Origin of the sequence: Citrobacter sp. Igbk 14, from assembly GCF_028069825.1 — a bacterium.
Lineage (GTDB): Bacteria > Pseudomonadota > Gammaproteobacteria > Enterobacterales > Enterobacteriaceae > Citrobacter.
In genome coordinates this window covers 151,922-167,017 of the sequence record NZ_JANEWM010000001.1, presented here as the reverse complement: position 1 = coordinate 167,017, position 15,096 = coordinate 151,922, and the positions used below count along the sequence as shown (strand labels likewise).

Below are 15,096 nucleotides of genomic sequence, written 5' to 3'. Positions count from 1 at the left end.
GGGGGTACTGCTTTTTCTGCTCAGTACCCCGTATAATGAGAGGTTTTTAACAGGGAGAGGTCCGCGTGCATTCAATCACTACTGCGCTGGAAAGTCTGATGCGCATTTTGTCGCAAGAGATACCGGCAGCACCTGGCATTCGTATTTACGACATACCTTTCCCACTGAACGATGCTTTTGACGCTTTAGGATGGCTGGCCAGCCAGCCCGTCTGGCCTCAGTTTTACTGGCAGCAACGTAACGGCGATGAAGAAGCGGCTGTGCTGGGCGCCGTTGCGACATTCACCTCACTGGAATCCGCCCAACGGTTTTTACGCCAACATGATAATCACCCCGAACTGCGTGTCTGGGGCCTGAATGCGTTTGAGCCGCAGCGCGGTAATTTATTGCTGCCGCGACTGGAATGGCGACGCTGCGTCGGGGTCGCGACCTTACGACTCCACCTGTATAGCGACGTGTCGTTGCGTGAAGATGCCGCGCAGGCCGCTGCATTTATTTCAACACTTGCGCAGGTAAAACCGCTTCCCGCATTGCGTTTGATTTTGACGGGAGAACAGCACTGGCCGGATAAAGACGGTTGGGTTCGCCTTATTGAGCTTGCCACGCAGACCATTGCTGAGGAAGAACTCGACAAAGTGGTGCTGGCGCGTGCGACCGATTTACAGTTTTCTCAGCCAGTTAATGCCGCGGCTGTTATGGCCTCCAGTCGTCGTTTAAATCTCAACTGTTACCACTTCTATATGGCGTTTTCCGCCGAATCTGCTTTTCTTGGCTCTTCCCCTGAACGTCTGTATAGACGGCGTGACACGGCACTGCGCACTGAGGCGCTGGCCGGAACAGTCGCCAATCACCCTGACGATCATCGCGCCTGGCAGCTTGGTGAATGGCTGATGAAGGACGATAAAAATCAGCGTGAGAACATGTTGGTGGTGGAAGATATTTGCCAACGGCTGCAAAACTGTACGCAAACCCTCGATGTCCTGCCGCCGCAGGTACTCAGACTGCGCAAAGTACAGCATCTGCGCCGCTGTATCTGGACTGCGCTCAATCAGGCGGACGATACGCTTTGCCTGGTACAACTACAGCCTACTGCAGCCGTAGCGGGTATTCCGCGCGAGCTGGCGCGTGAATTTATCCAACATAATGAACCCTTTGAACGCGAGTGGTATGCCGGTTCCGCGGGTTATCTTTCATTGCGTCAGAGTGAGTTTTGCGTGTCATTACGTTCAGCGAAAATTAGCGCAAACGTCGTACGCCTGTATGCCGGGGCGGGGATCGTGCGCGGTTCAGATCCTGAGCAAGAATGGCAAGAAATAGATAATAAAGCGGCAGGGTTACGTACTTTATTACAGATGGAAGGATAATGATTTCGTGTATATTCCCGACTCATATCAAAAATCCATTTATTCGATTCTTTATACTGTGTCGCAATATTGATACCGGACAATCTCATGTCAGTAAGCGCATTTAACCGACGCTGGGCGGCGGTCATTCTGGAAGCACTCACTCGCCACGGCGTCAGGCATGTTTGCATTGCCCCTGGCTCTCGTTCGACGCCGTTGACTTTAGCGGCAGCGGAAAATCCCGCTTTTATCCATCATACGCATTTTGACGAGCGCGGACTGGGACATCTCGCCTTAGGTCTGGCGAAAGTCAGCAGGCAACCTGTTGCCGTTATTGTCACCTCTGGTACGGCGGTAGCGAATTTGTATCCGGCGCTGATTGAAGCCGGACTGACCGGTGAAAAACTGATTTTACTCACCGCTGACAGACCGCCTGAGCTTATTGACTGTGGCGCTAACCAGGCGATTCGTCAGGCCGGCATGTTTGCGTCGCATCCGTCGCAAACGCTCTCTTTACCACGCCCGACGCAGGACATTCCGGCAAGCTGGCTGGTGTCTACTATCGATAATGCCTTAGCCGCGCTGCATAGCGGGGCGGTTCATATTAACTGTCCGTTTGCAGAACCCTTGTATGGCGAGATGGACGAAACGGGTCTGGCCTGGCAGCAGCGTCTTGGTGACTGGTGGCAGGATGATAAACCCTGGTTGCGCGAAGCGCGTCGACTGGAAAGTGATAAACAGCGCGACTGGTTTTTTTGGCGGCAAAAACGTGGGGTGGTACTTGCCGGGCGCATGAGCGCCGAAGAGGGCAAGAAAGTTGCGCTCTGGGCACAGACATTAGGTTGGCCACTCATTGGTGATGTGCTGTCGCAAACCGGACAGCCGTTGCCCTGCGCCGATCTGTGGCTGGGGAACGCGAAAGCGGTAGCAGAATTAGAGCAGGCGCAGATTGTGGTGCAGCTCGGCAGTAGTCTGACCGGTAAACGGTTGCTGCAATGGCAGGCCAATTGCGACCCACAGGAATTCTGGATTGTCGACAATATCGAAGGACGTCTGGATCCTGCTCATCATCGTGGACGCCGGCTGGTGGCAAAAGTAGGCGACTGGCTGGAGCTGCATCCGGCAGAGAAACGCCAGCCCTGGTGTGTGGAGATCCCGCGGCTGGCGCAACAGGCATGGCAGGCGGTAGAAGCCCGCCGTGACACGTTTGGCGAAGCACAGCTGGCGCACCGTATTCGCGAGTATCTGCCAGAGCAGGGACAGTTGTTCGTAGGAAACAGCCTGGTTGTACGGTTGATTGATGCACTGTCTCAGCTTCCGGCAGGTTTCCCGGTTTACAGCAATCGCGGTGCGAGCGGCATTGACGGTCTGCTATCAACGGCGGCTGGCGTACAGCGTGCCAGCGCGAAATCGACGCTGGCTATTGTTGGCGATTTATCCGCGCTGTATGACCTGAATGCGCTGGCGTTATTGCGCCAGGTTTCTGCACCGTTTGTTCTGATAGTGGTTAATAATAACGGCGGACAGATTTTCTCCCTGCTGCCAACCCCGCCAGGCGAACGTGAACGGTTCTACCTGATGCCGCAGAACGTCCATTTTGAGCATGCCGCGGCTATGTTTGACCTCAAATATCACCGCCCGGAGAACTGGGCGCAACTGGAGAGCGCGCTGACGAACGCCTGGCGTACTCCGGTGGCAACGGTGATTGAGCTGGTAGTGAATGAAACTGACGGGGCGCAAACCCTGCAGCAACTGCTGGCGCAGGTCAGTCATCTATGATCCTGCACGCGCAGGCGAACACGGGTCAGGTGGATTTCCCCTGGCTGGTTTTCCTGCACGGATTTTCCGGTGATCGCCGGGAATGGCAGGCGGTCGGCGAAGCGTTTCAGGATTATTCGCGGCTATACATCGATCTGCCGGGACACGGTGGCTCCGCTGACATCAGCGTGAGCGGGTTCGATGATGTCAGCGTTTTGCTGCGTAATACTCTACTTAGTTACAACATACTTAACTACTGGCTGGTGGGATACTCTCTTGGCGGCAGAGTCGCAATGATGGCGGCCTGTCAGGGGATGCCGGGACTCTGCGGTCTGGTTGTTGAAGGTGGGCACCCTGGCTTACAACACGAAGATGAGCGCGTTCAGCGTCGTCTTTCAGATGGACGTTGGGCCGCACGTTTTCGCCGTGAGTCGTTGCACGATGTGTTTAATGACTGGTACCAGCAACCAGTTTTCGCTTCGCTGGATGCGACCGAAAGAGAGGCGCTGGTCGCTTTACGCTGCCAGAATAAGGGTGAAACGTTGGCGGCAATGCTGGAAGCCACCTCGCTGGCCGTACAACCTGATTTACGTGTGCAACTAAAAACGCGCACATTTCCGTTTTATTATTTATGTGGTGAACGTGACGATAAATTCCGCGCTCTGGCGGCGGAAATATCCGTACCGAACCATGTGATTCGTAACGCCGGACACAACGCGCATCGGGACAATCCCGCTGGCGTGGTGGACTGTCTGGCTCAGATTCTGCGTCGCTGACTATAGGACATTTTATGATCTATCCTGATGAAACAATGCTTTACGCACCGGTAGAATGGCTCGACTGCTCTGAAGGCTACACCGACATTCGCTATGAGAAATCCACCGACGGTATCGCAAAAATCACCATTAATCGTCCGCAGGTACGCAATGCTTTCCGTCCTGTCACCGTCAAAGAGATGATTCAGGCGCTGGCGGATGCTCGCTATGATGACAATATTGGCGTGATTATTCTGACCGGTGCGGGCGATAAAGCGTTCTGCGCGGGTGGCGATCAGAAAGTACGTGGCGATTACGGCGGATACCAGGATGACTCCGGCGTGCATCATCTGAACGTGCTGGACTTCCAGCGCCAAATCCGCACGTGTCCGAAACCGGTTGTCGCGATGGTGGCAGGGTATTCCATCGGTGGTGGCCATGTGCTGCACATGATGTGCGATCTGACTATTGCGGCTGAAAACGCCATCTTTGGTCAGACTGGCCCGAAAGTCGGTTCCTTCGACGGAGGATGGGGTGCGTCCTACATGGCGCGTATCGTCGGTCAGAAAAAAGCACGTGAAATCTGGTTCCTGTGCCGTCAATACGATGCAAAACAGGCGCTGGATATGGGCCTGGTCAATACCGTGGTTCCACTGGTCGATCTGGAAAAAGAGACGGTGCGCTGGTGTCGTGAAATGCTGCAAAACAGCCCGATGGCGCTGCGTTGTCTGAAAGCTGCACTGAATGCCGACTGCGATGGTCAGGCGGGTCTGCAGGAACTGGCCGGTAACGCGACCATGCTGTTCTACATGACTGAAGAAGGTCAGGAAGGCCGTAACGCCTTTAACCAGAAACGCCAGCCTGACTTCAGCAAATTCAAACGGAATCCGTAATGCGTAGCGCGCAGGTATACCGTTGGCAGATCCCCATGGACGCGGGGGTGATTTTGCGTGACAGGCGGTTAAAAACGCGTGACGGGCTGTACGTTTGTCTTCGTGACGGCGAGCGCGAAGGGTGGGGAGAGATCTCTCCACTACCGGGCTTCAGCCAGGAAACCTGGGAAGAGGCGCAAACTGCGCTGCTGGCCTGGGTCAACGGTTGGCTGCAGGGGGATTCATCCTTGCCACAGCTGCCTGCCGTTGCATTTGGTGTTAGCTGTGCGCTGGCCGAGCTTGCGGGTACGTTGCCTGAGGCGGCGGACTATCGTGCTGCGCCGTTGTGTACAGGTGATCCTGACGATCTGGTGCTGCAATTGGCAGACATGCCTGGCGAGAAAGTTGCGAAGGTAAAAGTCGGTCTGTATGAAGCTGTTCGCGACGGTATGGTCGTCAACCTGTTGCTGGAGGCGATCCCGGAACTGCACCTGCGGCTTGATGCCAATCGTGCCTGGACGCCGCTGAAAGCCCAGCAGTTTGCGAAATATGTCAATCCTGAGTATCGCGGGCGCATTGCCTTCCTCGAAGAGCCGTGTAAAACCCGTGATGATTCCCGCGCGTTCTCACGTGAAACAGGGATTGCCATTGCCTGGGATGAAAGTCTGCGTGAAGCCGATTTCACCTTTATGGCCGAAGAGGGCGTGAAGGCTGTCGTCATCAAGCCTACGCTGACGGGTAGCCTCGACAAGGTTCGTGAGCAGGTTGCAGCCGCACACGCGCTCGGTCTCACCGCCGTGATCAGCTCCTCTATCGAATCGAGCCTGGGCTTAACCCAGCTGGCGCGCATTGCTGCCTGGTTGACGCCACAGACTATCCCTGGTCTGGATACGCTCAGCCTGATGCAGTGCCAGCAGGTGCGCACCTGGCCGGGCAGTACGTTGCCGTGCATTGAGATAGATGCGCTGGAACGATTGCTATGACCCAGTGGGAAATGCCCGATGGCGCAAGCGCATCGGGCCTGGAGCGATTGTCCGATACGCCTGATTTTACTGACTGGCCGTGGCGTCACTGGCGACAGGCTCGTGCGGACGCGCCAGCCTTACGCCTCAACGATGAGGTGTTAAGCTGGGGCGAACTCTGTGCACGAGTCGATCGTCTGGCAAGCGGCTTTGCGGCTCAAGGGGTGGAAGAGGGCGATGGCATATTGCTCCGCGCCTGGAATCATCCCCGTCCGCTGCTGGCCTGGCTGGCATTGTTGCAGTGCGGGGCACGAATTTTACCTGTGAACCCGCAGTTGCCACAGTCGTTGCTGGATGTGTTAATTCCGGATCTGACGCTGCGTTTTGCGCTGGATCTGGAAGGCGAAAGTCCGCTTCCGGGCCTGACACCGCTGCGGATGTTGGAACAGTCTGGCGAGCATGCTGCCGTCTGGTTGCCTCAGCGCTTGAGCACAATGACGTTAACCTCCGGCTCAACCGGACTGCCTAAAGCGGCGGTACATACTTGTCAGGCGCATTTGGCGAGTGCGCAGGGGGTGCTGTCACTGATGCCATTTGGCGAAGACGATGACTGGCTGCTCTCGCTACCGTTATTTCACGTTTCCGGTCAGGGGATAATGTGGCGCTGGTTGTTTGCCGGGGCGCGTATGACCGTGCGCGATAAGCAACCGTTAGAGCAGATGCTGGCTGGTTGTACCCATGCTTCGCTGGTTCCCACGCAGCTTTGGCGACTGTTGGTCAATAACACACCGATATCGCTAAAGGCCGTGTTACTGGGCGGTGCAGCGATTCCTGTTGAATTGACTGAACAAGCGCGTGAGCAGGGTATTCGCTGCTGGTGCGGTTACGGGTTAACAGAATTTGCCTCCACGGTTTGTGCGAAAGAGGCCGATGGTAAGGCAGATGTCGGCTCTGCACTACCGGGCAGAGAAGTCAGGATTGTTGATGATGAAGTCTGGCTTCGTGCCGCCAGCATGGCGCAAGGTTACTGGCGTAACGGACAGCTTTATCCGCTGGTTAATGCGCAAGGCTGGTTTGCCACCCGCGATCGCGGCATCGTGCATGATGGCAAGTTAACCATTGTCGGGCGGATGGACAACCTGTTTTTTAGTGGCGGAGAAGGGATCCAGCCGGAAGAGGTGGAGCGCGTTATTATATCGCATCCCCATGTTCTGCAAGCTTTTATTGTGCCAATCGAAGATGAAGAGTTTGGTCATCGCCCCGTTGCGGTTGTGGAGTACGATGCCGAAGTCGGAAGTATTGATCTGGCAGAATGGGTGAAAGATAAGCTGGCACGTTTCCAGCAACCCGTTCGTTGGCTAACCTTACCCGCAGAATTGAAAAGCGGTGGTATTAAGATTTCTCGCCGGGCGCTGCTGGAGTGGGTCCGTATCCGCGGTAAAGCTTAAGAAAACATTAAATTTATCTCGCATAATTGCCATTCCCTGGCCATTGTCCTTTGGTTTATCTGCTAAAGTGTAACCTATTGTGAAAATCATTAGCAAAAGGTGCGCTATGGAATGGCATGTGAAGAAGTCTTGCTGTAACCAAAAAGCAGGGAGGCTCTATATTGTACTTTGTGATACCGGTGGTTCGTTGAAAATGCTGGCTGAAGCGCAAGCCTGCGAGCGTGTAAAAGTCGGCGATCTGCTGTCACCGCTAAAAGATGCCCAGTATTGTATTAACCGTGACACATCGCGAGTGATTAAAATCATTGATGCCAGACAGTATCTCTGCGAAGAATGGGAGCGTCTGCGACAACTGTCTGACGATAATTGATCTCAGGGCGTCTGTTGGCGGGCAGGTAAGAATATGGTCATTAATCCCGCCATAATACACAGCACACCCACCAGGGCTTTTACTGAGAAGGTTCCTTGCCAGCCTGGTAAAATCATTGATGCGATCCACACCAGCACATAGCTGAGGCTGAGCAAGGCATAGGCTTTGCTCAGCGCGAGCTGATGCAGGGCTTTATGCCAGCACATCACTGACAGTAAATAACCTACCAGCCCGCCATACAAGGCGAATGCGCTGCTGCTGGTTGAAAAAACGGCGGAGATAAACGCCAGCGGTTGCAGCATGGGTGGCAGATTATCCATCGCGTAACCCAGACTTAGCTGAGCAACCGACGTAATAATCACGCTACACAGCCCCCAAAAGATGCCCATTACACCGCGCTCCCAAGAATAAAGATGCCGGTGATGAGTAGCCCAACGCCCAGCCAGTGACGCGTTGTGACGGGTTCGCGCCAGATTTTCCATGCTGCCAGCGTGACCCATACAAAGTTCAGGCTTAGCATCGGGTAGGCGATACCGACGGGAATATTCTGCAATACTGCCAGCCAGAGCAGCATGGCCAGTCCCAGGCAGGCCAGCGCCAGACCAATCCACTGCGCGATATAGCGTGTTCGCGCGTGGGCGGGTACCGGGCGGGTGGCCTGCTTCTGGCACAATTGTCCACAGACGCTGAGCAGGCTGGCAAAGACTAAGGTTAGCCAGATCATTTAGGCCTGTACTGAATCAAGACCATGCGCCCCTGATTGTCGATATAGTCAGCGGGAGGAATGGCAAGCTGATTAATATCCTCATCCTTCGAAATTGATAGCACGAGCGTAATGATCCCTTCCTGACGATGTTGCGCCAACCAGCCGGCAAAATCATCCCGACTGACGAAGCGTCCCTGGGCATCCGGATAATTAAGGCCGTATTTTAACTCACCTGTTTGCCCGTACATGTTGATGTCATCGCGTTTCAGGCTCCAGGCCAGGCCAGCAGCAACGCCAACACTGTCGGTGAAAATATAACGGCTTGACTCCAGCGACTCTTTGGTCATCTCAACAAAAAACTGTGGCTGTTTGGATTCCATTACCCGGTCAGGTACTGAGAAGCCGAACAACAGCGCCAGCCCCAGCGGGCAGAGTGCTGCTAATTTCCAGTTTTTTTCACTGTTGTTAAGCGTATACCAGCCAAACAGCGTCCAGGTGATAAAGATACCCCATGAGCAAAACACTTTATACGTTTCGATATGCGACCAGACCGGTGTCTTCAACGGTCCGAGCGTGGACACGATAAATGTGGCGACAATACCAATAACACCGAACAGAATATTGATCCAACTGTTGACGCGCAGGGCTGCAGAACCTTTTTCAGCAGCCTGCAAGCCAAACCGCGCGGTAAGGATCGCCAGCGGTGCGAAGCAGGAAAGAATATAGGTTGGCAACTTCCCTTTTGCGATACTGAAAAACAGGATCGGCATAATAATCCAGCTCAGCAGGTATAAGGCGCTACGTGGTACATCCCGTTCACGCCAGCCGGTACGCAATGCGCCCGGTAGTAGCCCGAGCCAGGGTAAGGCACCTGCCACGAAAACCGGTATGTAGTACCAGAATGGCGCTTTATGCTGGGCATCATCCTGCGCAAAACGCTGAATATGCTCAATCCAGAAAAAGTAGTGCCAGAAGTCAGATTCGCGTTGTGCAATCGCCATCCCCCACGGCAGGACAATGGCAATACAGCTGATAATCGACAACAGACCGTAAATAAAGATCTCTTTCCAGCGCCTTTGCACGAAAACCCATGGCAGCACGCTGAGGACGGGGACAGCGAGCGCGAGAAAGCCTTTGGTCATCACGCCCATGCCGCAGGTGAGTCCTAACAGCAAAAAGGCGACAATTTTACCTGTTCTGGTGGTGGCCTGCATTCCCTCCCAAAAACAGCACATGCCCGCCATTAGCCACAGCGCGATAATGGGATCAAGTACCGCATAGGTTCCTATACTGTAAACAGAGAAAAACGTTAGAAAGATGACGGCAGAGAGTATGGCCGTGCGTTTGTCACGCCATAGCCGCATTGCCAGCCAGGCGACCAGAAGTGCAGTCAGTAGGGTTGCAAAAATAGCCCCCGCCCTGACGCCAAAGTTGTTTGCACCAAACAACCATTGCCCGATGCTGTTTAACCAGTATCCCGCGATGGGTTTTTCAAAATAGCGTAGCCCTAAAAAATGTGGGACGATCCAGTCGCCAGACGTCAGCATTTCCCGACTGATTTCAGCATAGCGCGTTTCGTCGGGCTGCCAGAGCAGGCGGCTATTGATGGGTAAAATAAAATACAGTGCAATAAATGCGACAAATGCCAGGGCGTAACGTGCGGATTTCATGGTGTCACACTCGCGGGTTGCTGGCAGCCGAGCCATCCCTCTCTGCCGGGTATTTTGCTACGAACGATCTGGCCCGTTGGCAGTGTACTGATATCGTCTGGTAACAGTTCGCCCAGTGGACAAAACGTAATTCCTGCGTCGGCGGCACGAATGAGCAGATCGTCAAATTTCTGTTGAAAAGCAATGCCTTCCACCTCTGCGTGAATCGTGTAGACCGGGGTGCCTTTGTCCCGCTGAATACGGGAGAGAATATAGTCGTTGAAGTCCGCTGCCTGTACCTCTTGACCAACAACCTCATCCCATGTCGGTAGCGTGACCGGAATTTGTGGCGTACCCATTTCTCCTGTTTCAAGTACAGGACGGAATAACGATGTTCCCCTGCAATCGCTGTTATAGCGCAGATGGAATGTTTCTTTCGCTTCGACGACGCGCGAGTCGGCACGCCAGCCAGCGACGGCAGAACAGGTGACGGGTTGGCCGATGATCGTTTCGAGCGCATTAATGCCTCGCGAAATATCATCAATCAGCTGTTTATCGTTCCAGTTGCCACTTCGTGATTGCCAGGCATGATGATCCCAGGCGTGTAAGCCTGTTTCGTGATACCGGGCAGCTTGCGAAATGATGGCCGCATTGGCCAGGCCAATTTCTTTTCCAGGCCAGGCGGTGCCGGCCAGTAAAATATCCCACCCGTAGAGTGAGGCTGCGTTTGAGCGCAGCATCTTCCACAAAAATTGCGGCTTCACCAGACGCCAGAGATGGCGTCCCATGTTGTCGGGCCCGACGCTAAAAAAGAAACTTGCCCGAACGTTATGCCGGTTCAATGTCTCCAGCAGGCGGGGCACGCCTTCGCGTGTCCCCCTGAATGTATCGACATCTATGCGCAAGCCCACTTTGGTCATGATGTGTGTTCCGTGATATCCACACTGCGTAAGAAGAAGTCCAGCGTCTCTTCAACCGTCTCTTGCATCTCGATTGTTGGTTCCCAGTTCAGGCAACGTTTGGCGTTACGAATACTGGGTTTGCGGTGCTCAACGTCCTGGTAGCCTTTGCCATAGTAGCTGCTACTCTCAACGTCACGGAAACCAGCAAACGGCGGGAAGTGTTGGCGCAATGGATGTTTTTCGAAGCAGGAAAGGAGCATTTCAGCCAGTTCCTGAATACTTGCTTCATTATCCGGATTACCGATATTGATGATCTCGCCGTCACAACGCCCGCCGTCGTTTTCAATGATGCGGAACAGGGCTTCGATACCGTCACGAATGTCGGTAAAGCAGCGCTTCTGCTTGCCGCCTTCAATCAGCTTGATGGGAGAGCCTTCCACCAGATTCAGGATCAGTTGGGTAATGGCGCGTGAACTGCCGATACGTGCGGCGTTCAGGCTATCCAGACGCGGTCCCATCCAGTTAAACGGACGGAATAAGGTGAAACGTAATCCTTCTTTTTCACCGTATGCCCAAATGACGCGATCCAGCAGTTGTTTAGAGACCGAGTAGATCCAGCGCGGTTTATTAACCGGGCCGACGATTAGGTTGGAGCTGTCTTCATCGAAGTCTTTATCGGTACACATACCGTAGACTTCAGACGTTGACGGGAAAATGATGCGTTTGCGGTACTTAACACAGTAACGAATAATTTTCAGGTTTTCTTCAAAATCGAGTTCGAAGACGCGCAGCGGGTTGCGGGTATACTCAATCGGCGTGGCAATGGCGACCAGTGGCAGCACGACGTCGCATTTTTTCACATGATATTCAATCCATTCGGAGTGAATGCTGATATCACCTTCCACAAAATGGAATCGTGGGTGTTGCAGAAAACGCTCAATCGCATCGCTGCCAATATCAAGCCCGTAGATTTCGTAGTTATCTTCGCGCAGCAGGCGTTCGGTCAGGTGGTTGCCAATGAAACCGTTAACGCCAAGGATCAAAACGCGGGTGCGGCGTTTGCTGGCGGAAACGGGCTGGCTATTGAGGCGAGAACCTGCAACCAGACCCAAAACTTGTGCCAGCTGTGAGCCCTGCATGGTAATGCCATCACCCGCTTGCCCGGTAATGATTTCGAGTGCGCCATCGGCACAGGCAATCAGCAATGGTGATACGGAGATAACCGTTCCCGGCAGCGCCGCAGATGTATTTGCACTCTGGCGTGATGACCAGATGGTGAATTTTTGTGTACCGGCATAGCTAAATGCACCAGGCCATGGATCGGACACGGCGCGAACCATGTTATGCAGTTGTGCGCAGGGTTTGTTCCAGTCGAGGAAACTGTCTTCCGGCGTGCGGCGACCAAAACAGGTGGCGTCGGCTTCCTGTTGTGGGTATTCCTGAAAATCACCGGCTTTGATGGCTGGCAGCGCCTGCGCCAGTACCTCGCGGGCAGACTGGCATAATTTATGGTGTAGGGTTAACGCCACGTCATCGGGGGAAATGGTAATGCGTTGCTGGGCGACGATGGCACCGGCATCTGCGCGCTTGACCATGCGGTGAAGCGTCACACCTGTTTCGGTTTCGCCATTGACTAATACCCAGTTCAGCGGTGCACGGCCACGATATTTGGGCAGCAATGAGCCGTGCAGATTAAAGGCTCCCGCAGGCGCAATACGCAGGATCTCATCGCTGAGTAAATGGCGATAGTAGAATGAGAAGATCACATCAGGGGCGAGTTGGCCGATCCGCTCGATCCACAGCGGATGATTGACCTCGTCAGGAGCGTACACCGGAATTCCTGCGCTGGCAGCGAGGCGGGAAACTGAGCCAAAAAACGCTTTTTCACCTGGGTTATCGGCATGCGTAAAAATAGCAGCGATGTCATAACCCGCATCCAACAGGGCCTGAACCCCCTGACATCCCATATCGTGATAGGCAAATACGACGGCTTTCATGCGCGGTTTTCCTCAGTTGACTGCGTGGTTTGTGGACGGATAACGTGTTGAACAAAATAGCGAGGGCGTGCGCGGACATCGTTATAGATGCGACCGATATATTCGCCGAGTAATCCCATGCCAATGAATTGCGCGCCGATAAAGGTAAACAGCACGGCAAACAGCATAAACACACCTTCTGCCGCCCACTGCGGGCCGAGCGTCAGGCGAAGAACAACAAGCAGGACCGACAGGGTAAAACCTGTGGCGGCAATGATGCTGCCCAGCAGGCTCAACATACGCAATGGCGTGGTGGTCAGGCAGGTTACCAGGTCATACATCAGGTTTATCAGACGCATGAAACTGTATTTAGAGTCGCCAAATTCACGCTCGGCATGGTGTACCGGGATTTCCGTGGCGCGGCGGGCAAAGATGTTAGCCAGGATTGGAATAAAGGTGCTGCGCTCCTGGCAATGCAACATGGCATCGACGATGTGACGGCGATAGGCGCGCAGCATGCAGCCGTAATCGCCCATGGCTTTACCGGTCGTGCGCTGAATCAGATGATTGATCATCCGTGAGGCGGTCTTACGAAAGCGGCTGTCCTGGCGGTTCTGACGCACCGTTCCGACGACATCGAAGCCTTCTTTTGCCGTGGCAACCAGCCGTGGGATCTCCTCGGGCGGGTTTTGTAAATCAGCATCCAACGTGATGATCAAGTCGCCAGTGACGTGGCTGAAACCGGCCATAATCGCCGAGTGTTGCCCATAGTTTCGATTCAACAGAATAGAGACAATATGGCTGTTCGGTGCCTGGGAGGCGTCCATCATCAGTTGAGCTGAATTGTCACTGCTACCGTCATCAATGAGCAGGATTTCATATTCAGTATCCAGTTTTTCGCAGGCGGCGCTGGTGCGCCTGATTAATTCTGGCAGGCTTTCCTGTTCGTTAAAAACGGGAATGACCACCGAGACTTTACTAATCGGTGAGGCTTCAAACATGCTTATTGTCCTGCAATCTGGCGAAGTGCCGTAATGACGCGTTGTATGTCATCGTCGGTCATGTCGGGAAATAGCGGCAGTGAACAAATGCGAGCGCTATTCCATTCGGTATTAGGCAGAGAAAGATCGGTGAAACGTTCGCGATAATATTTCTGCGTGTGGGCCGCGCGAAAATGCAGGCCTGTGCCAATATTTCTGGCCTTTAGTGCTTCCATCAGAGCATCTCTGCTCACCCACAACGGGCTTCATCCACGCGAATGATGAACAAATGCCAGGCGTGCACATGCGACCACTGAGGCAGGGTGAGCGGTTGAAACGGCGTATCGGCCAGCGCTTGTTGATACTGCTGCGCAATTTGCGCCCGGCGCGCGTTCAGACGATCCAGCTTGTTCAACTGCACCAGGGCGATGGCGGCGTTGATGTCAGTCAGGTTGTACTTGTATCCCGGCACGAGAACTTCAGCCTGCGGCGCGCGACCATAGGTTTGACGGTCATAAGCATCTACACCCAGGCCGTGGAATTTCAGGCTGCGAAGCCGTTGAGCGAGCTGGCTGTCGTCAGTAACAATTAACCCACCCTCTGCACAGGTCACATTTTTGATCGCGTGAAAGGAAAAGATTGCGGTACCACGAGCACCAACATGGCGCCCCTTGTATAACGTTCCGACGGCGTGCGCTGCATCTTCAATAACAGGGATTCCGTAGCGTTCACCGATGGCGTAAATGGCATCAAGATCGGCCGGGGCCCCGGCATAATGCACGGGAATAATAGCTTTGGTTCGTGGTGTGATAGCGGCTTCAATGTGTTCGGGGGTCACCATCAGCGTATCGCGGTCGACATCGATCATAACCGGTGTGGCACCCAGCAGGACAATCATGTTGAGTGTAGATACCCACGTCATCGACGGGGTGATCACTTCATCGCCTTCACCCACACCCAGCGCCATTAGCGTAATGTGCATACCTGCCGTCGCAGAACAGACGGCAACGGCGTTTTGGTTTCCTGTGAGCTGGCAGAAAGCGTCTTCCAACTGCTGATTTTTAGGACCCGTGGTTATCCACCCTGAATCCAGAACCGCCTTAACTGCGGCAAGTTCTTCATCACCCATTGCCGGACGGGAGAAAGGCAAAAAGTCAGACATCATTATTCCTTCAAGCCATTTAACGCCACCGCGGTTTTATTTTTAGTGATAAACAGGGGCATCGTTAATTATTTCATCAGGCCACAAAGGTTAAAGACTGAAGGTTAATTTATCCTTAAGAGTTTAAGGTTGGAGATATAAAGGGGGATGTGGAGGAGATTATTTTATTTGTCTGAAAATAAATGATTTTTACGAGTGTTTTGTCGTGGCTAT

At 53.8% G+C, this 15,096-nt stretch carries 13 protein-coding genes and 1 pseudogene; 7 read left to right on the top strand and 7 right to left on the bottom strand.

The window, feature by feature from the left end:
- The first annotated feature begins 65 nt into the window (after window positions 1-65).
- The 7 genes from menF (at window position 66) to pmrD (ending at window position 7,508) form a co-directional block, all read left to right on the top strand.
- Window positions 66-1,364 carry an isochorismate synthase MenF gene (menF, locus tag NNN64_RS00715; protein WP_271440138.1) on the top strand — a complete coding sequence of 433 codons (1,299 nt, stop codon included), beginning with the start codon at window positions 66-68 and terminating at the stop codon, window positions 1,362-1,364.
- A gap of 87 nt (window positions 1,365-1,451) precedes the next feature.
- Window positions 1,452-3,122 (top strand): 2-succinyl-5-enolpyruvyl-6-hydroxy-3-cyclohexene-1-carboxylic-acid synthase, encoded by a 1,671-nt coding sequence (menD, locus tag NNN64_RS00710; protein WP_271440137.1) that lies wholly within the window; start codon window positions 1,452-1,454, stop codon window positions 3,120-3,122.
- Window positions 3,119-3,877: a 2-succinyl-6-hydroxy-2,4-cyclohexadiene-1-carboxylate synthase gene (gene menH, locus NNN64_RS00705; protein ID WP_271440136.1), complete on the top strand. Its 759-nt coding sequence runs from the start codon at window positions 3,119-3,121 to the stop codon at window positions 3,875-3,877. The genes menD and menH overlap by 4 nt, the downstream gene beginning before the upstream one ends.
- Before the next feature lie 14 nt (window positions 3,878-3,891).
- A complete protein-coding gene (gene menB / locus NNN64_RS00700) occupies window positions 3,892-4,749 on the top strand; it encodes a 1,4-dihydroxy-2-naphthoyl-CoA synthase (RefSeq protein WP_137384147.1) in 858 nt (285 codons plus the stop codon).
- Complete coding sequence (menC, locus tag NNN64_RS00695; RefSeq protein WP_271440135.1) at window positions 4,749-5,711, top strand: o-succinylbenzoate synthase; 963 nt, start codon at window positions 4,749-4,751, stop codon at window positions 5,709-5,711. Before menB ends, menC begins: the two co-directional genes overlap by 1 nt.
- A complete protein-coding gene (gene menE, locus NNN64_RS00690; protein ID WP_271440134.1) occupies window positions 5,708-7,138 on the top strand; it encodes an o-succinylbenzoate--CoA ligase in 1,431 nt (476 codons plus the stop codon). Before menC ends, menE begins: the two co-directional genes overlap by 4 nt.
- A gap of 106 nt (window positions 7,139-7,244) precedes the next feature.
- Window positions 7,245-7,508: a signal transduction protein PmrD gene (gene pmrD / locus NNN64_RS00685; RefSeq protein ID WP_271440133.1), complete on the top strand. Its 264-nt coding sequence runs from the start codon at window positions 7,245-7,247 to the stop codon at window positions 7,506-7,508.
- Window positions 7,509-7,510: 2 nt separating this feature from the next.
- Here the strand turns inward: pmrD and arnF are convergent, their stop codons facing one another.
- The 7 genes and pseudogenes from arnF to arnB all read right to left on the bottom strand — a co-directional run bounded on the left by arnF (window position 7,511) and on the right by arnB (window position 14,883).
- A complete protein-coding gene (arnF, locus tag NNN64_RS00680; protein ID WP_271440132.1) occupies window positions 7,511-7,897 on the bottom strand; it encodes a 4-amino-4-deoxy-L-arabinose-phosphoundecaprenol flippase subunit ArnF in 387 nt (128 codons plus the stop codon).
- Window positions 7,897-8,232 carry a 4-amino-4-deoxy-L-arabinose-phosphoundecaprenol flippase subunit ArnE gene (gene arnE, locus NNN64_RS00675; RefSeq protein WP_048211085.1) on the bottom strand — a complete coding sequence of 112 codons (336 nt, stop codon included), beginning with the start codon at window positions 8,230-8,232 and terminating at the stop codon, window positions 7,897-7,899. The genes arnF and arnE overlap by 1 nt, the downstream gene beginning before the upstream one ends.
- Window positions 8,229-9,884, bottom strand: coding sequence for a lipid IV(A) 4-amino-4-deoxy-L-arabinosyltransferase (gene arnT / locus NNN64_RS00670; protein ID WP_271440149.1), 1,656 nt, complete (start codon window positions 9,882-9,884; stop codon window positions 8,229-8,231). The genes arnE and arnT overlap by 4 nt, the downstream gene beginning before the upstream one ends.
- Window positions 9,881-10,783: a 4-deoxy-4-formamido-L-arabinose-phosphoundecaprenol deformylase gene (gene arnD / locus NNN64_RS00665; protein ID WP_271440131.1), complete on the bottom strand. Its 903-nt coding sequence runs from the start codon at window positions 10,781-10,783 to the stop codon at window positions 9,881-9,883. The genes arnT and arnD overlap by 4 nt, the downstream gene beginning before the upstream one ends.
- Window positions 10,780-12,762: a bifunctional UDP-4-amino-4-deoxy-L-arabinose formyltransferase/UDP-glucuronic acid oxidase ArnA gene (gene arnA / locus NNN64_RS00660; protein WP_271440130.1), complete on the bottom strand. Its 1,983-nt coding sequence runs from the start codon at window positions 12,760-12,762 to the stop codon at window positions 10,780-10,782. The genes arnD and arnA overlap by 4 nt, the downstream gene beginning before the upstream one ends.
- Window positions 12,759-13,742 (bottom strand): undecaprenyl-phosphate 4-deoxy-4-formamido-L-arabinose transferase, encoded by a 984-nt coding sequence (gene arnC, locus NNN64_RS00655; RefSeq protein WP_005129419.1) that lies wholly within the window; start codon window positions 13,740-13,742, stop codon window positions 12,759-12,761. The genes arnA and arnC overlap by 4 nt, the downstream gene beginning before the upstream one ends.
- Before the next feature lie 2 nt (window positions 13,743-13,744).
- Window positions 13,745-14,883, bottom strand: a pseudogene (arnB, locus tag NNN64_RS00650) (UDP-4-amino-4-deoxy-L-arabinose aminotransferase).
- Window positions 14,884-15,096: the final 213 nt, after the last annotated feature.